Origin of the sequence: Catellatospora aurea (assembly GCF_042663325.1) — a bacterium.
Classification (GTDB): Bacteria; Actinomycetota; Actinomycetes; order Mycobacteriales; family Micromonosporaceae; genus Catellatospora; species Catellatospora aurea.
Genome location: NZ_JBHTAC010000002.1, coordinates 107,037 through 127,369, shown reverse-complemented (window position 1 = coordinate 127,369; position 20,333 = coordinate 107,037). Strand labels below are relative to the sequence as shown.

Sequence of the window (20,333 nt, the reverse complement as noted above, 5' to 3'; positions counted from 1 at the left end):
TTGCAGGTGTCCAAGGTCCTAACGTCCCTTCCTGTCGGTGAACACGTCGGCATCGCCTTCTCCGGCGGGCTCGACACCTCCGTTGCTGTCGCGTGGATGCGCGAAAAAGGTGCGATTCCATGCACCTATACCGCAGACATCGGCCAATATGATGAACCGGACATCGCGTCGGTTCCCGGTCGCGCCCACGCGTACGGCGCGCAGATCGCCCGGCTGGTCGACTGCCGCGCGGCTCTCGTCGAGGAGGGCCTGGCCGCCCTGGCCTGCGGCGCGTTCCACATCCGCTCCGGCGGCCGCGCCTACTTCAACACCACCCCGCTCGGCCGCGCCGTGACCGGCACCCTGCTGGTGCGGGCCATGCTGGAGGACGGCGTGCAGGTGTGGGGCGACGGCTCCACCTTCAAGGGCAACGACATCGAGCGGTTCTACCGCTACGGCCTGCTGGCCAACCCGTCGCTGCGGATCTACAAGCCGTGGCTGGACGCCCAGTTCGTCACCGAGCTCGGCGGCCGCAAGGAGATGTCCGAGTGGCTGCTCGCCCGTGACCTGCCCTACCGGGACAGCACCGAGAAGGCGTACTCCACCGACGCCAACATCTGGGGCGCGACCCACGAGGCCAAGTCCCTGGAGCGGCTCGACACGGGCATCGAGATCGTCGAGCCGATCATGGGCGTGCGGTTCTGGGACAGCTCGGTGCCGATCGAGCCCGAGGACGTCACCATCGGCTTCCAGCAGGGCCGGCCGGTGACCATCAACGGCAAGGAGTTCGGCTCCGCCGTCGACCTGGTCATGGAGGCCAACGCCATCGGCGGCCGGCACGGCCTGGGCATGTCCGACCAGATCGAGAACCGGATCATCGAGGCCAAGAGCCGGGGCATCTACGAGGCGCCCGGCATGGCACTGCTGCACGCGGCGTACGAGCGGCTGGTCAACGCGATCCACAACGAGGACACGGTCGCGGCGTACCACAACGACGGCCGCCGCCTGGGCCGGCTGCTCTACGAGGGCCGCTGGCTCGACCCGCAGTCGCTGATGCTGCGCGAGGCCCTGCAGCGCTGGGTCGGCTCGGCGATCACCGGCCAGGTCACCCTGCGGCTGCGGCGCGGCGAGGACTACTCGGTCCTCGACACCACCGGCCCCACGCTGAGCTACCACCCGGACAAGCTGTCCATGGAGCGCACCGAGGACTCCGCGTTCGGCCCCGTCGACCGCATCGGCCAGCTGACCATGCGCAACCTCGACATCGCCGACTCGCGCGCCAAGCTGGAGCAGTACGCCCAGCTCGGCATCGTCGGCGGTGGCCCGCACCTGCAGGTCACCGCCGCTGTCCCGCCCGGCCCGCACCAGCTCATCGGAGCCCTCCCCGAAGGCGGCGCCGACACGATCGCCTCCCGCGGCCACGCCCCCGGCGACGACGAACTGCTCGACAACGCCGCCATGGAATCCGGCACCGACTGACGCCCCGGACTAAGGAAGGGCACCTTCTTAACGCTCCGCGTTTTAGAAGGTGCCCTTCCTAACATCAGACCGGCTTTGACCAGGGCGGGCTCGGCGGCCGGCCATCGGTCTCCGTGGCCTCGCCGGCCACGCCGCCATCAGCGCAGCCACCGCCGGAGAACCCGCTGGTCACGCGCGGCGAGCCGGACACGTTCGACGGCGCCGGAACACCATGGCGAGTGTGCGGCTACATCTTTTTTGATGTGGCCACATCAAAAAAGATGTAGCCGCTGTCGAACAGGCCTTCGCCAGGGCCGACGCATCCGCGCGAGCCGGTCCGGCTCAGGGCAGGAGGGCGGGCGGCAGCGGCGAGCGGTGCAGGATCTCCAGGCGGGCGACCGCGCGGGTCAGCACGACATAGAGCCGCTGCTGTCCGCGGGGTTCGGCGGCCACGATCTCGGCGGGCTCCACGACGATCACGTGGTCGTATTCGAGGCCCTTGACCAGGCCCGCCGGGACCAGGGTGACATGCGGCGCGTCGGCGAGCGGGCCGAGCGCCGCGATCATGTGGTCGGCGGCGACGACCGCGACACTGCCGTCGCCAGGCGCGTTGCGGGCCGCGTCACGGACGGCGGCGGCCAGGTCGTCGACCTGCCGCACCGACAGCTCTCCCCCGGGCCGGTACGAACGGGTCGGCGCGATGCCCGGGGCGAGCATCCGCGCCGCGTAGTCGGCGAGGGTCTGCGGCACCCGGTATCCGGTGCGCAGGTCGAGCATCCGCGCCTCGCGCCGGTCGAGCCGGGCGAGCAGCTCCTTCCACGATGCGGCGGCCAACGGATGGGTGGCCTGGCCGAGGTCGCCGACGATCGTCATCGACGCGTACTCCGCCCGGCGCGCGATCATCCGGCACTCCATCGGCGACAGGTCCTGCGCCTCGTCGAGGATCACGTGCGCGTAGTCGTCCCAGGTGGCCGACTCCTCCTCCGGCTCGGCCACCGGCAGCGGCTCGGCCAGCACCGGCACGTAACCGTCCTCGCCGTACGGGTCGTGCCCGTCGATCCAGCTGACGACCTGGTGGCCTTCGCGCAGGATGATCGCGGCGGCCCAGCGCTGCGCGGCGGCGATCGCGTCGTTGTCGATCGACTGCCCGGCGACGGCCATCGGGGTGGGCAGGCCGGGGGCGTACAGGCTCCAGCCGTCGTGCAGGCCGAGGCTGAGCACGAACGTGTCCACCAGCTGCGGACCCATGGTCAGCTCGCGCAGCCGGGCGGGTTCGACGCGGGCGGCCGGGGCGGCCGGCGGCTCGCCGAGCAGCTCGGACAGCTCGTCCAGCAGCGGCACGTCGTCGATCGACCAGTCCGCGCCGCCTCGAGAGGAGCCGGCGAGGAGCTCGGCCGCGTCGTCGCCGAGCACGCCGCGCGTCCGGTCGGCGTCGGCGAGCCACGCCAGCACGTCCGGCGGGCTGAGCCGGGGCCACCAGGCGACGAGGAAAGCCCGGAACTCCGGGCGGTCGCCGACGTCGTCGATGAACAGGTCACGGTCCAGGTGGTCGCCGTCGACCACCGCCCACGACGCCTCCAGCAGCGCCTTCGCGGCCAGCGGCCGGGCGGTGTTGGGCAGGGTCCCGGTGGCGGCGGCCGCGGCGCGGACCCGCTCGCGCACCGCGGACAGTTCAGCGGGGCCGAGCTTCAGGACCTGGCCCGCGTACACCAGTTTGAGCTGTTCCGGTGCGGTCGGCGGGGCCTGCCAGATCAGCTCGGCCAGCACCGCGTCCATGAGCCGGGTGCTGCCCTTGATCTCGGCGACCGGCGCGGGGTCGCGGCGGACCGCACTCACGCCCTCGACCAGCTCGCCGAGGGCGCGCAGCTGGATGCTGTCCTCGCCGAGCGCGGGCAGGACCCGGCTGATGTAGTTGGTGAAGACGGTCGAGGGCCCGACGACCAGGACCCGGCCGTCGGCGAACCGGCCGCGGTCGGTGTAGAGCAGGTACGCCGCGCGGTGCAGAGCGACCTGGGTCTTGCCGGTGCCCGGCCCGCCGCTGATCAGGGTCACGCCGCGGGCGGGAGCGCGGATCGCCTCGTCCTGCTCGCGCTGGATGGTGGTGACGATGTCGCGCATCTGCGGCCCGCGGGCCCGCTGCAGAGCGGCGAGCAGCGACCCCTCGCCCAGTACGCGCAGCTCTCCGGCGTCGTCGGGGGTCAGCAGGTCGTCGTCGAGGTCGACGACCTCGCGGCCGCGGCTGATGATGACGCGGCGGCGGACGACGCCGAGCGGTTCGCCGGGCGTGGCCCGGTAGAAGGCCGCCGCGGCGGGGGCCCGCCAGTCGATGAGCAGCGGCTCGCGGTCCTCGTCGCGGACGCCGAGGCGGCCGATGTGGTAGGTCTCGCCGTCGTCGAAGTCGAGGCGGCCGAACACGAGCCCTTCGGCTTCGGCGTCCAGCGCCCGCAGCTTGCCCGCCGCGTGGTGGACCATCGCGTCGCGTTCCACGAGTCCGCCCGCGGGCCCGGCGGCGGCGCGACCGTGGCCCTCGCGGACCAGCTGCCGGGCCTGGGCGCGCATGGCCTCGGTGCGGTCGTAGACCCGGTCGACGAGCTGCTGCTCGGCGGCGATCTCCTGCGTTCTGACGTCAGGCACAGTGCTCCCCTGGAGTGGCGGCTGGGGTGGAGTTCACGAGCATATGTGCGGCTGAGCGCACAAAGATCGTCATTCGGGCCGATTCGCCACGGGGCTGGCACCGGTTAGACTGGAACCGCGGGAGGGACAAGCGAGGGCTTGGTTCACCTCCCGTCGCTGTTTCCGGTGAGCGCGGCGGAGCATGCCACGATACTCGTACCGGCAGATATTTATCCCCATCGAGGCCGTTCGTCGGTTAGGGTCAGTGCGCCGATTGTGGATCTATCGGTCGGCTGTGTGGGAAACCGTCCAGACCCGTGGGGAACCGGAGGTGTCGGCAGATGCGGGGAATCCCGGCCGACTCGCTGGTCATCGGCATCGCGTCCTCGCCGGCCGAGCGCTGCCACCTGGCCCGGCTGCTCGGCGGCAGCGCCGCCCTGCTGATCGTGTCGAGCGTCGAGCAGGCCCGGGACTTCCTGGGCGTCGCCGGAACGCCGCCCGCAGCCGCGGCCGCTCCCCCGCTGCCGAAGGCGACCGCCCGGGTTCCTGAACCGCCGCAGCAACCACCGACCGACCTGGCTGTGGACTCCGACCGGCGGGTGCTGCGCTGGCGCAACCGGGAGGTCGCCCTCACCCGGCTGGAGCACGACTTCCTGCTGTGCCTGGCCGACGTCCCCGGGCAGGTCTGGACCTACGAGCGGCTGCACCTGGAGGTGTGGGGCAACAAGCACCTGGGCCGCGGCTCGGACATGCACTCGGTGGTGCGGCGGCTGCGCCGCAAACTCGCCCGGCTGAACGCGGCGGTCACCGTCCACGCGGTACGCGGCGTCGGCTTCCGGCTCGCCCCGGTCTGACCGGCCTGGACGCGATCCGGCCCGCCCGGTCGGAGGACCAGGCGGGCCGGATCAGCTAGCGGTCAGCCGTCAACACCGGATGGGGGACAACGCGAAGTCCTCCACCGTGGGTGTGCTGGTGTTGATCCTCGTCTGACGGGTCTGGGGCTTCCAGCCGTCCTTGGCGACGATCAGCTGCAGCGGGTTGTTGCGGCGGTCCATCCAGTAGGCGTACTTGCCCTGGGCGTCGGTCGCGAACGTCCACGAGTTCGCCCACGAGTCGACCTGGACCACCGCGCCGACGATCGGCGCGCCCACGCCCTGGCAGCTGGTCCCGGTGACGGTGCCCAGCAGCTTGCCCCAGGTCTTCGGCGGCGTCACATTCATCGTGACGGCCACCGGAGCCATCGTGTACGGCGTGTTCTCCTTGATCCCGACCGAGGCGGTGTACGTGCCCGGCTGGTCCACGTTCGCCGACATGCCGACGGTGACGGTGACCTTCGCCCCCGGCGCCAGCGTGACGGCGGACTTGTCGATCGTCAGCCAGCTGACGTCGGCGGCCGCTTCGGCGCAGCCCTCCAGACCCGGCAGGACCTCGCTGTCCGGCATCGCGCTGAAGTTGCCCGACGAACCACCGATCTTGTAGAAGCCGCACGCCGCGCCGCCGCGGTACCGGGCGGTGTTGGCGTTGGGCAGGTTCGACCACGAGTTGGTGGCCGGGTCGTACGCGAAGCCGGCGTTGCTGATGGCCCCGCCCAGCGAACCGCCGACGACGAGCAGCTTGCCGCTCGCGACGGCGAACGAGCTGGCCCAGTTGTCGGTCGGCGCGTCGGCGATCGCCGTCCACGTGTCCGCGCCCGGGTCGTAGGCGTAGCCGGCCTTCTGCGCGGCGGATCCGTCGTTGCCGCCGGTGCAGTAGACCGTGCCGTCGATCCCGCCGCAGGAGGCGAACGCCACCGACTTCGGGTAGTCGGCGACCGCCGCCCAGGTGTTCGTGGCGGGGTCGTAACGGACCACGTCGTTGGACATCGGGGTGCAGCTGGCGGTGGTGCAGCCGCCAATGGCGTACAGCTTGCCGTCGACGACCGCCTGCCCGGCCGCGGCGCGCGGCGCGGGGTTGTCGGCCTTCTCCGTCCAGGTGTTGGCCGCCGGGTCGTACGACCAGGTGCTGCCGTCGGGGCCGGAGTCACCCCAGCCGCCGGTGGCGATGATCTTCCCGCCGACGACGCCCACGGTCATCGCGTTGCGGGCCCCGGGCAGGTCGGCGATCGCCGTCCAGGTCTGCGCGACGGGGTCGTAGACGAAGTTCTTCGTCGACGAGTCCGTGCCGTCGCCGCCCGCGATGGAGTACACCTTGCCGTCGAGGCTGACGACCCGGTTGTCCATCACGTTGGCCGGGTAGTCGGCGATGTCGGTCCACGGCTCGGCTTGCGGGCCGACCGCGGGCGACGCCGCATCAGCCGACTTGCCCATCGATGCTTTCGCCGCGAACGACGTCGGCGTGTTGAGCCGCTGCTCCGGCGCGCCGGCGCTGCCGAGGACCTCCTGCCTGGTCAGCCGCGAGCCGTCGGCCCGCAGCAGTTCGAAGCCGCCCTCGCGCTCACTGAACTCGACCTGCACCGGCGCGCCGCCGGTATTGGTCACCGTGAACGTCTTGCTCGCCTTGCCGGTCGGCATCTGCACGGTCGCGCTCACCGCGGCCGGATTGACCGTGAGCTTGCCCGCCGCGAGCACGAAGCTCGCCGCGGTCGCCCAGTCGGTCTGCACGGTGACCGACTTGCTCAGGGTCACGTAGTTGCCGGCCCGCGCGGTGAACTTGTGCGCGCCGGTGAGCGAGGAGTACATCCAGTAGAAGCCGTCGGGCAGTTCCGGGTCGTCCGGGGTCGCCACGGTGGTGGCCTTCTCGGCCGGCTTGTCGTCGCTGGTGACCGTCGCGCCGTTGAGGTAGGAGTTGTCGTTCTTGTCGCGCACGTGCCCGAGCACCAGCCCGCCGGGGACCGGGGCGCAGGTGACCTGGCTGCCGATCAGCACGTTGTCGACCGACCACCACCACTCGTACGAGGCGTCGTAGTAGTGGAAGCGGACCTGGACCTGCGACTGGCCCGCGGCCTGCGGGATCGGGATCTCGGTGGTCCGCGGACCGCGGAAGTCGGCGGCCTGCCGCAGCAGGTTCGTCCAGGTCGCGCCGCCGTCGAGGCTGAGGTCGACGTCGGCCCGGTCGGAGCCGAGCTGGTTGAAGTCCTGGTTGAACCGGATGACCGGGGCGGTGACCGCGGTCAGGTTGACCACCGGGCTGACCAGCGAGCTGTCCTGCGCGCCGCCGAGCCCGTAGTCGTCGCTGTCGATGATCGCGAAGCCGCCGGTGCCGCCGGTGAGGTTGCCCCGGTTGCCGTCGTCGGTGAACTTCCAGACCTGGCCGTTGCCCTTGTTGTCGACCACGGACCAGCCCGGCGGCACGGTCGTGCCGTCGAAGGTCTCGTACTCGCCGTCGGAGCCGTAGGCGTAGCCGGGCGCGGCGGTGCAGCTGTCGGCCTTCACCGGCACGGCGACGTTGGCCACGACGTTGCCCGTGCCGACGACGACCTGCTTGGTCACCGTCTGGTAGCCCGGGTACTGCGGCTCGACCTTCAGGCTGTACGTCGCCCCGGCCGGCAGCCGCAGGGCGTAGCGCCCGTTGACCGGCGTGGTGTGGTCGTAGACGCCCGACGGGCCTTCCACGGTGACCTTCGCGTACAGCGGCCAGCCGTGCCCGGAGCCGTCGGTGACCGAGCCGGTGACGTCGACGCTGGGGACAGGGCTCAGCGCGACGTCGACCGTGGTGGTCGCGCCGTCGGTGACCGTGGCAGTGCGCGTCGCCGCGGTGTACCCGAACAGCGCCACGGCGACCTGGTAGTCGCCGGCCGGCAGCAGGGTGGAGAACCTGCCGTCGGCCCCGGTGGTCACCTCGCGGTCGACCGAGCCGGTGATGGTCACCGTCGCGCCCGCCAGCGGGCTGCCGGTGCCGGCGTCGGTGACGGTGCCGGCCAGCGTGCCGGTGTCGCCGATCGGCGCGGAGTTGAGCAGCACCAGCGCGTCCAGGCGACCCTCGCCGTAGACGTTGTTGTCGGCCGCGGTGCCGCCGCACTGGGTGTCGGCCTTGTCGATCGCCGCGCCGTTGAGCAGGGCGCGGGTCGCGTCGATGTCACCGACCAGCGCCGGAGCCGCCGACCACAGCAGCGCGATCGCGCCCGCGAGGTGCGGAGCCGCCATCGAGGTGCCGCTGATGCTGGCGTACCCGTTGCCCGGCACGCTGGAGCGCACGTTCACGCCGGGGGCGGAGATGTTCGGCTTGATCTCGCCGTTCTGGCCCGCGCCGCGGGAGGAGAAGCCGGCGATGTTGTTGTTCACGTCGTACGCGCCGGTCGAGTAGTTGCTGACCAGGCTGCCCGGCGAGCCGCTGGTCTGGCAGCCGGAGCCGTTGTTGCCGTTGGACCAGGTGCCGAAGATGCCCGAGGCGGCCCAGGCCAGCGTCACGTCCTCCATGAACGGGTCGTTGGACGGCAGCTCGGTGCCCCACGAGTTGTTGATGATGTTCGGACGCTTGCTCGCGTCGGGGTTCTGACCGTCGAGGTCGGTCGGCTCCAGCATCCACTCACCGGAGGTGATCAGCGCGGCGTCGCTGGGGCAGCAGCCGTTCGCGGCGATCCACTTGACGCCGGGGGCGACGCCGATCTGGTTCGCGCCGTCGGCTCCGGCCATGGTGCCCATGGTGTGCGTGCCGTGGCCGTCGTCGTCGCACGGGGTGTCACAGGTGCCGGCCGCGTTGAACCAGTTGTAGTCGTGGTCGAAGGTGCCGTCGCCGTTGTTGCCCCGGTACGAGGCGACCAAGGCCGGGTGGTCGAACTGGACCCCGGTGTCGATGTTGGCGATGGTGATGCCTTCGCCCTTGACGCCGTACTGCGCCCAGACGTCGTCGGCGTTGATGTTCGCGATGCCCCACTCCAGGGCGTTCACGGTCTGCTCGTCGGTGCCCTTGGTGGTCTCGGGCACCTGGTAGACGACCGGGGCGTAGAGCCCCTCGACCTCGGCGTGCGCCGCGTACTTCTGCGCCATGGCCAGGGAGCCGCTGCTCACCTTGATGGCGTTGGTCGCCCAGAACGTCTGGTACTTCACGCCTGCGGCGTCGAGGTCGGCGCGGACCTTCTTCTGGCTCTCGGCGGCGGTCTTGCGCAGCGCCTGGGCGACCGCGGTGCCGCGTTCCGCCCAGTCCTTGACGGCCTTGGCCTTGCCGAGGTCGGCCCGGTCGGTGAACCGGATCCAGAAGTCTCCCTCACTCTTGGCCGCGAGCTGTCTGGCGAGCTCTGGCCGGATCTTGTCGGCTGCGGCCTGCGCCGCCTGTGCGGTCGAGCCGGTGCCGACCAGCCCGGTCGCGGCGAGCAGAACCGCCGCTCCGGCGCTCACCAGCGATCTGGTGGCACTGGTTCTCCATTGTGGACGTCTGAACATCGGTGCTGCCTCCCTCAGAACGACCCCGATTGAAACGAGCCAAAGTGAGGGTGCGGGGGCGTCCCGGTTCGATGGAGCCGAGCCGACGACTCCCTCAGTGACACCCCCATACACCGCGCGGGTCACGCCGGTTGCCCGTTTGGACACTATGATCGAGCAGAAAGGACGATCAATAACTTGCCGTGAGCAACTTGTCGCTAACGGTTGCCAGGTTGGCGGCGAATTTGCCCATCACTGTCAGGACCATGACGAGAGCTGGTCAGCATGCTCACCACATTCGGGCGGTAGCCGTGATCGAGGACCAGAAAAGCGCATCGCCGGTGTCCGATCCGGACACCGATCCGTTCCCCCTGCTGATCGCGGTCGCACCGTCGCCCGCCGAGCGGATCCGGCTCGCCGAACGCCTGGACGGCATCGCCCCGCTCCTGCTGGTGGCCGACCTCGACGAGCTGCGCCGGCTGATCGCGGCTCCGCAGCAGCGCGCCGAGACGGCGCCCGCCACCGGCGACGGCTCCCTGGTCATCGACTCGGCGAGGTCCACGGCGCGCTGCCGCGGCCGCGAGGTCGACCTGACCCGGCTGGAGCTGGACCTGCTGACCTGCCTGACCAGCGAGCCCGTCCGGATCTGGAGCTACGCCGAACTGCACCGCACGGTATGGCGCGACGAGGGCCTCGAAGGCAAGGCCGACGTCCAGTCCGTGGTCAAGCGGCTCCGGCACAAGCTGCGCCGGCTCGGCACGGGCACCACGATCGACGCGGTGCGGGGCGTCGGCCTGCGGCTGACCGACCGGCGGCAGCCGCAGATCGGGCGCGCCTGATTACTGCCCGAAACAGGCACGTGCTCGGCAGCGCGGCAGCCGCGGACGGCAGCACCGACACTGCCATCGACACGTCCGAATGCCGACACCCTGCCCACCCCGTATCCCGGCGGTAGCGGCAGGGCTTCGGCGATCGCAGCTCAGCCGTGGTCGTGCCGGGCTGGTGCCGGGTGCCGGAACGCGTCCGCCTCCGGCGGCAGGCCCCAGGCCTGTTCGAGCGCGTCGGCCTGACGCGGCCTTGTCCGTCGCGGCGTCGCGGCCCTGCCCTCGCCGCGGCTGCTGACGAGGGCCGCCAGCGCCGTAGTGATCGGCACCGCGGAGATCAGCCCGATCGTGCCGACCACGGAGCGCACGATCTCCTGCGCCAGGAACTCGTTGGTCAGCATCTCCCCCAGCGGCGCGCCGCCCGCGGTGAGCAGCAGCAGCGTCGGCAACGACGCGCCGGCGTACGCCAGCACGATGGTGTTGATGACCGAGGTGATGTGCGCGCGCCCGACCCGCGACGCCGCCCGGTACAGGCCGCCGAAGCCCAGATTCGGATTGGCGTTGGCGAGTTCGGCGACCGTGTACGCCTGCGTGACGGTGACGTCGTCGAGCACGCCGAGCGCGCCGATGAGGATGCCCGCCAGCAGCAGGCCCGGCATGTTGATGTCGGCGTTGACGAACGTGACGTACAGCGACTCCTCGCTGGCCATGCCGGTCAGGTGCAGCAGCGACACGGACAGCGCCGACAGGCCGCCGGTCAGCGCCAGGGCGGTCAGCGTGCCCAGCACGGCCATCGACGTGGGCGCGTTGAAGCCGTGGGTCAGGTAGAGCACCACCAACATGATCAACGACGAGCCGACGATCGCGACCAGCAGCGGCGAGCTGCCCTGCAGGATGGCGGGGACCACGAACATCAGCAGCACGGCGAAGGTGAACGCCAGCCCGGCCAGCGCCGACACGCCGCGCCAGCGGCCGAACGCGATCACCGCGCCGACGAACGCCAGCACCAGCGCCCACAGCCCGTCGGTGCGGTCGTGGTCCGCGATGTCGTACTTGATCGTGCCGTCCTGCTCGAACGACTCGGTCTCCATCACCACGACCTTGTCGCCGGCCTCGACCTCGGGCGCGCCCGGACCCGACGGGATCGCGGTGGTGACCACCTTGCCGTCGGCGAGCCGCACCACGACGTCACCGCACACCGGCGGCGCTTTCTGCTCGGGGGTCTGCACGGGCGGCTCGGCGGCGTCGGCGCAGTCGATGATCCGCACGGACGCCACGACGCCGTCGTGGTTGACGGCCCCGGTCCACGGCTCGGTCTTGAGGTCGCCAGGCCACAGCAGGAACAGCCCGACCAGGGTGAGCACGGCGGCGGGGATCAGCGCGGCCAGGGTCAGCCGGGTGGCCCGCCGGGACACCGGGACCGGGGCGTGGGAGTGCGCGTGCCCGGCGTGGCCGTCGGCGGTGTCGTGGTCGTGGGCTCGGTTCACCGGATGCTCCTCGGCGGTGGTCGACGCCACGGCACCCGGGGTCGGTGGCACGGTGGCGTCGCTGTCAGCGTCCGGCGAAGTGTAGTCGCTGCTCCGACCGTACCCGCCGTGAGCCGCGCCGGGCCGTCGCGGCCCCCGGAGCGCTTCAGCGTTCGGCGGCCGTCAGATCGTCGAGCAGTGCCCGGACCCGGTCGCGGATCTCGTCGCGGATCGGACGCACGGCGTCGATGCCCTGCCCGGCGGGGTCGTCGAGCTTCCAGTCCTCGTGGCGCTGGCCCGGGAAGTACGGGCACACGTCTCCACAGCCCATCGTGATGACCACGCTGGACGCCTCGGACGCCTCCGGGGTGAGGATCTTCGGGGTCTGGCCGGTGATGTCGATGCCGACCTCGCGCATCGCCTCGACGGCGACGGGGTTGATCTGATCCGCCGGCGCGGAGCCCGCGGAGCGGACCTCCACGGCGTCGCCGGCGAGGTGGCGCAACCATCCGGCGGCCATCTGGGAGCGGCCGGCGTTGTGCACGCACACGAACAGAACGCTGGGCTTGGGGTCGGTCATCGCCGTTCTCCTACGGTCAGTTCTTCGATAGGTCGTCCCGCTCGGACGTCGATGTCGTCGCGGGTGGCCCGCACCGCGGGGAAGAGCGCGGCGACCAGGCCGACGCCGATCAGGGCGCCGAGGACCTGTGCGCCGATGTACCCCGGTACGGAGGTGGGGGTGATCCCGGCGAAGGTGTCGGTGAACGCGCGGCCGACGGTGACGGCGGGATTGGCGAAGCTGGTGGAGCTGGTGAACCAGTACGCCGCACCGATGTACGCCCCGACCGCGGGGGCCGCCAGCGCCGCGCGGCCCGTGCGGACGAGCGCGAAGACGAGCAGCACCAGGCCGGCCGTCGCGACGACCTCGCCCAGCCAGAGCTGCGGCTTGTCGCGTACGGTCGCCGACAGGCCCTGCGCGACCCCGAACATCGCGTTCGCGAGAACCGATCCCGCGATCGCGCCCAGCGTCTGGGCCGCGAGGTAGGGCGCGATGTCCCGTGCGGGCAGACCCGCGGGGTCATGCCGGTCAGACCACCACGCTGCGACGGTCACCACGGGGTTGAAGTGCGCGCCGGACACCGGGCCGAGGATCAGGATCAGCACGGCGAGCGCGAATACGGTCGCCGTGGAGTTCTCCAGCAGTTGCAGGCCGACGTCGTCCGGTGACAGCCGGGTGGCCATGATGCCGGAGCCGACGACAGCGGTGACCAGCAGCATGGTGCCGAGCAGTTCGCCCAGCAGGCGGCGGGGCAGCGCGGCGGGCATCAGCACTCCCGGCGGTTGTCGGAGGTCGCGCGCGCCCTCGCGGCGAGTTCGGAGAAGTGTGCTGCGGCGGCGTCGAGAGCGTCGGCGTTGAGGTGGTAGTAGGTGTAGCGGCCGTAGGGTTCGGCCTTGACCACACCCGCGTGGCGCAGTGCGCGCAGGTGGTTGGACACGTTCGGCTGCGACAGGCCGAGGTCCTCGACGAGATGGCAGGTGCAGGCGGGGCCTGCCGCCAGGGCGTCGACGATGGCAGCGCGGGCGGGGTCGGCCAGCAGCCGCAGCACCTCCGCCGGCGCATCACCGGAAACTGATATCACCACGCGGTAATCAAACAGTCCCGCCGGTCAGGGCCGCAACTTCGCGATCATGAACATTGGGTGACGCACTCACCCCACGAACCGCTCAGGTAGCGGGAGCGATGTCCAGCAGAGCGGACAGGGCAGCCATGCGCGGGCGGTTCGCCCGGTACCAGACCCAGGTGCCGCGGCGGTCGGACTCGACCAGGCCGGCCTCCCGGAGCACCTTCAGGTGGTGCGAGATCGTGGGTCCGGTCAGGTCGAACGCGGGGGTCAGGTCGCAGACGCAGGCCTCTCCCCCGTCCGCGGAGGCGATCATCGACAGCAGCTGCAGGCGCACCGGGTCACCGAGCGCCTTGAACGCGGCCGCGAGGTCCGTGGCCGCCTCGGCGGAAACCGTGGCGGCGGTCAGGGGTGCGCAGCACACCTCCGACTCCAGGACGGTCAGCTGCTTCGACATACCCCTAGGTTGACAGTTTTCGAAGCAGACGGCAACGCGGGTTGTCGCGCCTCACGCCCGCCGCCTATCATCGTCTATCGGCGATTAACGATGATGTTGGAGGATGGCATGGAGGAGCTGCTCGACCGCGAGGTCGCCCAGCGGTATGCATCCTGGTTCCGGGCACTTGCCGATCCGACTCGGGTGCAGATCGCAGAGTTGCTCGCCCGCAGGCGCGAGCCGATGAGCGTCGGGCAGCTCACCGCCGCGATGGGCCTGGCCCAGTCGACGGTCTCGCAGCACCTGAAGATCCTTGCCGAAGTGCGCTTCGTGCTGGTCGAGGCGGCAGGCAACGCGAACCTCTACCGGATCAACGCGAACTGCCTGGACCGCTTTCCCACCGCCGCCGATGTGGTGATGGGCCGTCCGGTTGCCAGTCCGGGCGACGCGGCACAGCGACAGGCAGGCTGAGTTGACAGATTTCTAAGTAGGCGGCACTCTAAATACGTCGCTTAGAGAAACTTCTAAACAAGGAGTCGCCACCATGCCCTCATCGACTACCAACTCCCCGGACAACCTCCCGATCGTGGTGGTCGGCGCTGGCCCGGTCGGCCTCGCCGCCGCCGCGCACCTGGCCGAGCGCGGCCTGGACTTCCTGGTCCTGGAGGCTGGCAGTGGTCCCGCCGCGGCCATGGCGAGCTGGGGGCATGTACGGGTGTTCAGCCCGTGGCGGTTCAACCTCGACCACGCGGCCCGCCGGCTGCTGGAGGCCGACGGCTGGATCACGCCGGACCTGGCCGAGCTGCCGCTGGGCGCGCAGATCGTCACCGACTACCTGGAGCCCCTGACCAAGCTGCCCGCGCTCGCGGGCCGGGTCCGCTACGGCGCGAAGGTGGTCGCGATCAGCCGCGACGGGCTCGACCGGGTCCGCACCACCGGGCGCGAGGACACCCCGTTCCTGATCCGCCTCGCCACCGGTGAGGAACTCACCGCCCGAGCGGTGATCGACGCCTCCGGCACCTGGCCCACCCCCAACGTGCTGGGCGGCTCCGGCCTGCCCGCGCACGGCGAGCCCGAGGCGGCAGCATACGTCGACAGTGCCCTGCCCGACGTGCTCGGCGCGGACCGCGACCGCTTCGCCGGCCGGCACACCCTCGTCGTCGGCGCGGGCCATTCCGCCGCCAACACCCTGCTCGCCCTGGCGCAGCTCGCCACCGAGGCACCAGGCACGACCGTGAGCTGGGCCATCCGCACCGGCGCGGCCACCCGCACGTACGGCGGGGGCGACGCCGACGCCCTGCCCGCCCGCGGCGCGCTCGGCACCCGCGTGCGGGCGCTGGTCGAGTCCGGGGCGATCACCCTGCACGCCGGGTTCTCGGTGCAGGCCGTCACGGTCGACGGCGGCATGGTGACCGTGACCTCCCGCAGCGGGGCGAGCGTCACCGCGGACCGGATCGTGTCGGCGACCGGCTTCCGGCCGGACCACACGATCGCCTCGGAGCTGCGCCTGGACCTCGACCCGGTGCTCGGCTCGACCCGCGCCCTGGCCCCGTTGATCGACCCGAACCAGCACTCCTGCGGCACGGTCCCGCCGCACGGGGTCGACGAACTAACCCAGCCCGAGACCGGCTACTACGCCGTCGGCGCGAAGTCGTACGGCCGCGCGCCCACCTTCCTCATGGCCACCGGCTACGAGCAGGTCCGCTCGGTGGTCGCCGCCCTGGCCGGGGACTGGGACGCCGCCCGTGACGTGCGGCTGGAACTGCCCGAGACCGGGGTCTGCTCCTCGTCGGCGGCGCTCAGCGCCGACGACGCCGCGTGCTGCGGCACCCCCGAACCGACCGCCGCGCCACGTGGCCTGGTCACGGGTGTCGCCGGTGGGCTACTGAGCCTGCCGGTGGTCCAGGCCGCCCCGGGCGAGACCGAGACCGGCGGATGCTGCGGCTGACGTCGCCCACGCCGGCCTCCACCGCGGAGGCCGGCGGTCGCCTGCGGCCGGTCGTGGCCGCGCTCGCCGTCACCCAGACCATCGGGTACGGCGTGCTGTACTACGTGTTCAGCGTCTTCCTCGCACCGATGGCGACCGACCTGCACACCACCACGGCGGCGGTCACCGGCGCGCTGACCGTCAGCGTGCTCACCACCGCCGCGGCGGCCGTCCCGATCGGACGGTGGCTGGACCGCCGCGGCGGGCGCGGCCTGATGACCTTCGGCTCGGTCCTCGGCGCCGGCGCGGTCCTCGCCTGGTCGCAGGTCACCGACGTCGGACAGCTGTACGCGGTGTTCACGGTGCTGGGCGTCGCCTCGGCGATGGTCCTCTACGAGGCGGCGTTCGCGGTCGTCGTCGCCACGAGCACCGCGGCGCAGCGGGCGGGCGCGCTGCTGGCGATCACCGTCGTGGCCGGATTCGCCAGCACGGTCTTCCTGCCCACGGCCGCCGCGCTGCAGGAGCGCCACGGCTGGCGGACCGCGCTGGTCGTCCTCGCGCTGACCTACGCCGTGATCGCCGTCCCGCTGCACTTCCTCGCCGTCCCGGCACGGCCCCGGGGGCATCCGGCCGCAGCGGCGGTCGACCACGCGGCGCGACGGGCCGCGGTCCGCGACGCGCTGCGCCACCGCGGGTTCTGGCTGCTGACCGCCGCGTTCGTCGTGCACGGCAGCGCCGTCTCCGTCGTGTCCGTACACCTGATCAGCTACCTGACCGGCCTCGGCCACCCTGCCGCGTTCGCCGCCACCGTCGCCGGGCTGCTCGGGGTCATGTCCGTCACCGGCCGGATCGTCGCCACGGGCCTGACCCGCCGCCGCTCCACCGCCGCCGTCACGGCGGCCGTGTTCGGCATTCAGGCGGGGGCCGCCGCCGCGCTGCCCGTGCTCGGCCACACCCGCCCCGGCGCGGTGTGCTGCGTCGTGCTGTTCGGCACCGGTTTCGGCGTCGGCACCATCGCCCGCCCCGCGCTGCTGGCCCAGCGGTACGGCACCACCGGCTATGCGACCATCGCCGCCGCCCTGACCGTGCCGACCACCGTCGCCAAGGCGGGCGCGCCGCTGGCCGCCGCCGGCCTGTACCTCGCCGCCGGCACCTACACCCCGGTCCTGGCCGTGGTCAGCGCCGCATGCGCCGTCGCGGCCACCTGCCTCACGCTGGCCGCGACTCCGGCAGGATCACCGCGTCAAGATCGGTGAACAGCTCCCGGGGAACCTCACCCCTGTTCGGTGGCGAGCAGCTGCCCCCGTGCCCGGGCGACGGCGCGGCCGCGTTCCGAATCCGGGAAGCGGTCGAGGCGGGTCCGCACCTCGGCGACGTCGACGTCCGCGCCGAAGAGTTCGGTGCCCGGTTCGAAACGGATGCCCTCGGCCAGCGGACCGGCCACCACCGGGTCGAAGCCGAGCGCGTCGACCAGCGCGGCGACCGCGGCGACGTCGGCGGGGCCGTCTCCGGCGATCGCGACGGCGGTGCGTCCGGCCTGCCCGGCGGGCCGGGCCTGGTCCTCGATGTCGTGGTAGCCGACGTGGTTGAACGCCTTCACGACGCGGGCCCCGGACAGGTGGGCCTGCACGGTCTCGCTGGAGGACGTACGCGGGTCGGTGAGATCCTCCCGGATGCCGTCGACCTCCCACCAGTAGTTCATCGCGTCGACGACGAGCTTGCCGCGCAGCGGGTCCGGGTCGATGGCGCGGTACTTGCCGAGCGGCAGCGCCAGCACGACGATGTCGGCGCGGGCCGCCGCGTCGCGGGCGGTGGTGGCGACCGCGCCGGGGACGAGCACCTCGACGGTCAGCGCGATCTTGGCCGGGTCGCCGGAACCGGCGATGAGCACCCGGTATCCGGCGGCCACGGCGAGCCGCCCGAGGACGGTGCCCAGCTTGCCCGCGCCGAGGATGCCGAGGGTCCGGGGACCGTCCTGAGCGGTGTCGTTCATGTCGTGCCCTTCGGTGTCGATGCGGCGATCAGGCGAGCAGGTCGCGGACCATCGGGATCACCTTCGCGCCGTACAGCTCGACGGCGCGCAGGCGGGCGCTCACCGGCTGCGCGCCGGCCGTGTAGATGAGGTCGAACCGGCCGACGCCGAGCGCGCGTACCGTATTGGCGATCTTGCGGGCGACGGTGTCGGGTGAGCCGATGTACAGCGATCCGTGCTCGACCTCGGCGTCGAACTCGGCGCGGCGGATCGGCGGCCAGCCGCGCAGCGCGCCGATCCGGTCGCGGATGACCCGGTAGTGCGGCCAGAAGATCTCCTTGGCCTGCTCGTCGGTGTCGGCCACGAAGCCCGGCGAGTGCATGCCGACCGGCAACGCGGTCGTGCCGAGCTGCTCGGCGGCGCGCCGATACAGCTCGATGTAAGGCGCGAAGCGGCCGGGCTGCCCGCCGATGATCGCGAGCATGAGCGGCAGACCGTGCCGCGCGGTGCGCACCACCGACTGCGGCGAGCCGCCGACGCCGACCCAGGTGCTCAGCCGACCCGATTCGGTCTTCGGGAACACGTCGGCGTTGCGCAGCGGGGCGCGCACAGTGCCGCTCCAGGTCACCGGCTGCTCGTCGAGCAGCTTCACGAACAGGTCGAGCTTCTCCTCGAACAGCACGTCGTAGTCGGCCAGGTCGTAGCCGAACAGCGGGAACGACTCGGTGAACGAGCCGCGCCCGAGGATGACCTCGGCTCGGCCGTTGGACAGCGCGTCGACGGTGGCGAAGCGCTGGAACACCCGCACCGGATCGTCGGAGCTGAGCACGGTGACGCCGGACCCGAGGCGGATGCGCTTGGTGCGGGTGGCGATCCCGGCCAGCACGGTCTCCGGCGTGGACACCGAGTACTCCGGCCGGTGGTGTTCGCCGACGGCGAGCGCGTCGACGCCGAGGTCGTCGGCGATCACCGCCTCGTCGACGACCTGCCGGATGGCGGCGGCGTAGGAGACGGGGTGGCCGGTGTCGTCGTCCGGCACGTCGCCGAAGGTGTCGAGGCCGAACACGAGGTCAGACATGGGTGGGCTCCTTCGAGAGCAGTTCGCGCACCCGCGGGGCGACCTCGCGGCCGAACTGCTCGATGCTGCGGGCGCGGGCTGCCCGGGGCAGGCGCATGATGTCGTACTTGAGGTCGAAGCGGCTGAGCCGCAGGTCACGTGCCATGGTCGCGATCTTGCGGGCGACGGTCTCGGGAGAGCCGACGAACAGGGCGCCCCCGTCGAGTTCGGCTTCGTAGCGCTGGCGCGTCGGGGCGTAGAAGCCGCGTTCGCGGGCGAGGTCCGCGACGACCGGCTGCCAGTACCGCCACCAGGTCTCCACGGCCTCGTCGTCGGTGTCGGCGACCAGGCCCAGCGAGTGCTGCGCGATGGGGAGCGGGGCGTGCCCGAACCGCTCCAGGGCGCGCAGGTACAGCTCGACGTTGCCCGCGAAGCGCTGCGGCCGGCCGCCGATGATCGCCATCATGAGCGGCAGCCCGTAGCGGGCGGCGCGCAGCACCGAGTTCGGGCTGCCGCCGACGCCGATCCAGGTGGGGATGCCGCCCTCGGGCATCCGCGGGTGCAGCCGCTGCCCGGTCAGCGGGGTGCGCACGGTGCCCGACCAGGTGACCGCGTCCTCCCGCTGCAGCCGCATGAACAGGTCGAGCTTCTCCTCGAACAGGCGCTCGTAGTCGGCCAGGTCGTAGCCGAACAGCGGGAACGACTCGGTCGCCGAGGCGCGGCCGAGCACCAGCTGGGCGCGGCCGCCGGACACCGCGTCCAGCGTATAGAACTCGTGGTACAGCCGGACGGGGTCGTTCGTGCTCAGCACGGTGACCGAGGTGCCGAGCCGGATCAGCTGCGTGGCCCGCGCGATCGCGGCGAGCAGCACGGGTGTCGCCGAGTCGGTGAAGCCCTCGCGGTAGTGCTCGCCGACGCTGAACACGTCGAGCCCGACCGCGTCGGCGAGCTGCGCCTCCTCGACGATGAGCCGCAGGGTCTCGGCGTCGCTCAGCAGCCGGTCGCCGTCGGTGGCCACCTCCCCGAACGAGTTGAGCCCCAGTTCGAAGCGTTCGGTCGTCATGGTCTCCCCCTGCCCCGCCGCGCCGCGCACGGCTGATTGACACGTCAATTAGTAGCCCCGGTATGATTGACATGTCAATTGGAGGTGGGATGACCCAGGACACACCTCGGCCACGCCGGGCACGCCGGCTGCCGACCACCGAGGAGCTGCGCATCTGGCGCGACTTCATCGAGACCGCGGAGGTGCTGCGGTCCGCGCTCACCGCGCGGCTGCAGAGCGAGTCGTCGCTGTCGTCGGGCGACTACGCGGTCCTGCTCGCCCTCAGCGAGGCCGAGGGGCAGCGTTTGCGCTCCTCCGAACTGGCGGCGCACATCGACTGGGAACGCAGCCGCCTCTCCCACCACCTGGGCCGGATGGAGCGGCGCGACCTGATCCGCCGAGAGGAGTGCGCCGCCGACAGCCGGGGCGCGGAGATCGTGCTGACGGCCACCGGCCTGCGGTCGTTCCGGCAGTCGACGGTGCCGCACCTGACCGCCGTGCGCGAGCTGTTCGTGGACGCGCTCAGCCGTGATCAGATCGTCGCGGCCGGCGACCTCGCCGCCACGCTGCGGGCCCATCTCGAAGAGTCGGGCAGGCGGCGCGGCACGCCCGCGCAGACCGGCTGACCCGCAAACGAGGC

The 20,333-nt window shown here is 71.8% G+C and carries 17 protein-coding genes; 7 read left to right on the top strand and 10 right to left on the bottom strand.

The window, feature by feature from the left end; genetic code table 11:
• Positions 1–6 precede the first annotated feature (6 nt).
• Positions 7–1,458, top strand: a complete 1,452-nt coding sequence (gene argG / locus ACFQO7_RS02490; protein WP_376804813.1) for an argininosuccinate synthase — start codon at positions 7–9, stop codon at positions 1,456–1,458.
• A 321-nt stretch (positions 1,459–1,779) separates the two neighbouring features.
• Here the strand turns inward: argG and ACFQO7_RS02485 are convergent, their stop codons facing one another.
• The gene (locus tag ACFQO7_RS02485) at positions 1,780–4,071 is read right to left on the bottom strand and encodes a HelD family protein (RefSeq protein WP_376804812.1); all 2,292 of its coding nucleotides are present in this window, start codon (positions 4,069–4,071) and stop codon (positions 1,780–1,782) included.
• 320 nt (positions 4,072–4,391) lie between these two features.
• Between ACFQO7_RS02485 and ACFQO7_RS02480 the strand changes: the two genes are divergently transcribed.
• Positions 4,392–4,904, top strand: coding sequence for a winged helix-turn-helix domain-containing protein (locus tag ACFQO7_RS02480; protein WP_376804811.1), 513 nt, complete (start codon positions 4,392–4,394; stop codon positions 4,902–4,904).
• Positions 4,905–4,973: 69 nt separating this feature from the next.
• Here ACFQO7_RS02480 and ACFQO7_RS02475 read toward each other — a convergent pair whose 3' ends face one another.
• The gene (locus ACFQO7_RS02475) at positions 4,974–9,323 is read right to left on the bottom strand and encodes a S8 family serine peptidase (protein ID WP_376804810.1); all 4,350 of its coding nucleotides are present in this window, start codon (positions 9,321–9,323) and stop codon (positions 4,974–4,976) included.
• 365 nt (positions 9,324–9,688) lie between these two features.
• Between ACFQO7_RS02475 and ACFQO7_RS02470 the strand changes: the two genes are divergently transcribed.
• Positions 9,689–10,186: a winged helix-turn-helix domain-containing protein gene (locus ACFQO7_RS02470; RefSeq protein ID WP_376804809.1), complete on the top strand. Its 498-nt coding sequence runs from the start codon at positions 9,689–9,691 to the stop codon at positions 10,184–10,186.
• A 140-nt stretch (positions 10,187–10,326) separates the two neighbouring features.
• Here the strand turns inward: ACFQO7_RS02470 and ACFQO7_RS02465 are convergent, their stop codons facing one another.
• The 5 genes from ACFQO7_RS02465 to ACFQO7_RS02445 all read right to left on the bottom strand — a co-directional run bounded on the left by ACFQO7_RS02465 (position 10,327) and on the right by ACFQO7_RS02445 (position 13,716).
• A complete protein-coding gene (locus tag ACFQO7_RS02465; RefSeq protein ID WP_376804808.1) occupies positions 10,327–11,658 on the bottom strand; it encodes a YibE/F family protein in 1,332 nt (443 codons plus the stop codon).
• A 145-nt stretch (positions 11,659–11,803) separates the two neighbouring features.
• A complete protein-coding gene (locus ACFQO7_RS02460; protein ID WP_376804807.1) occupies positions 11,804–12,217 on the bottom strand; it encodes an arsenate reductase ArsC in 414 nt (137 codons plus the stop codon).
• Entirely contained in the window at positions 12,214–12,963 is a 750-nt protein-coding gene (locus ACFQO7_RS02455) for an aquaporin (protein ID WP_376804806.1), read from the bottom strand. Before ACFQO7_RS02455 ends, ACFQO7_RS02460 begins: the two co-directional genes overlap by 4 nt.
• Positions 12,963–13,280, bottom strand: coding sequence for an ArsR/SmtB family transcription factor (locus ACFQO7_RS02450; RefSeq protein WP_376804805.1), 318 nt, complete (start codon positions 13,278–13,280; stop codon positions 12,963–12,965). Before ACFQO7_RS02450 ends, ACFQO7_RS02455 begins: the two co-directional genes overlap by 1 nt.
• Positions 13,281–13,362: 82 nt before the next feature.
• Entirely contained in the window at positions 13,363–13,716 is a 354-nt protein-coding gene (locus tag ACFQO7_RS02445; RefSeq protein WP_376804804.1) for an ArsR/SmtB family transcription factor, read from the bottom strand.
• A gap of 90 nt (positions 13,717–13,806) precedes the next feature.
• On the opposite strand from ACFQO7_RS02445, the gene ACFQO7_RS02440 reads away from it, so the two are divergent.
• The 3 genes from ACFQO7_RS02440 (at position 13,807) to ACFQO7_RS02430 (ending at position 16,878) form a co-directional block, all read left to right on the top strand.
• Positions 13,807–14,166, top strand: coding sequence for an ArsR/SmtB family transcription factor (locus ACFQO7_RS02440; protein WP_376805014.1), 360 nt, complete (start codon positions 13,807–13,809; stop codon positions 14,164–14,166).
• A 73-nt stretch (positions 14,167–14,239) separates the two neighbouring features.
• Positions 14,240–15,643, top strand: a complete 1,404-nt coding sequence (locus ACFQO7_RS02435; RefSeq protein ID WP_376804803.1) for an FAD-dependent oxidoreductase — start codon at positions 14,240–14,242, stop codon at positions 15,641–15,643.
• Complete coding sequence (locus ACFQO7_RS02430) at positions 15,631–16,878, top strand: MFS transporter (protein WP_376804802.1); 1,248 nt, start codon at positions 15,631–15,633, stop codon at positions 16,876–16,878. The genes ACFQO7_RS02435 and ACFQO7_RS02430 overlap by 13 nt, the downstream gene beginning before the upstream one ends.
• Before the next feature lie 17 nt (positions 16,879–16,895).
• Here the strand turns inward: ACFQO7_RS02430 and ACFQO7_RS02425 are convergent, their stop codons facing one another.
• Genes ACFQO7_RS02425 through ACFQO7_RS02415 form a run of 3 tightly spaced genes read right to left on the bottom strand, consistent with a single transcriptional unit; the run spans position 16,896 to position 19,714 of the window.
• The gene (locus ACFQO7_RS02425) at positions 16,896–17,615 is read right to left on the bottom strand and encodes an NADPH-dependent F420 reductase (protein ID WP_376804801.1); all 720 of its coding nucleotides are present in this window, start codon (positions 17,613–17,615) and stop codon (positions 16,896–16,898) included.
• A 28-nt stretch (positions 17,616–17,643) separates the two neighbouring features.
• Complete coding sequence (locus ACFQO7_RS02420) at positions 17,644–18,672, bottom strand: LLM class flavin-dependent oxidoreductase (RefSeq protein ID WP_376804800.1); 1,029 nt, start codon at positions 18,670–18,672, stop codon at positions 17,644–17,646.
• Positions 18,665–19,714 carry an LLM class flavin-dependent oxidoreductase gene (locus ACFQO7_RS02415; protein WP_376804799.1) on the bottom strand — a complete coding sequence of 350 codons (1,050 nt, stop codon included), beginning with the start codon at positions 19,712–19,714 and terminating at the stop codon, positions 18,665–18,667. The genes ACFQO7_RS02420 and ACFQO7_RS02415 overlap by 8 nt, the downstream gene beginning before the upstream one ends.
• A gap of 89 nt (positions 19,715–19,803) precedes the next feature.
• On the opposite strand from ACFQO7_RS02415, the gene ACFQO7_RS02410 reads away from it, so the two are divergent.
• Complete coding sequence (locus tag ACFQO7_RS02410; RefSeq protein ID WP_376804798.1) at positions 19,804–20,319, top strand: MarR family winged helix-turn-helix transcriptional regulator; 516 nt, start codon at positions 19,804–19,806, stop codon at positions 20,317–20,319.
• Positions 20,320–20,333: the final 14 nt, after the last annotated feature.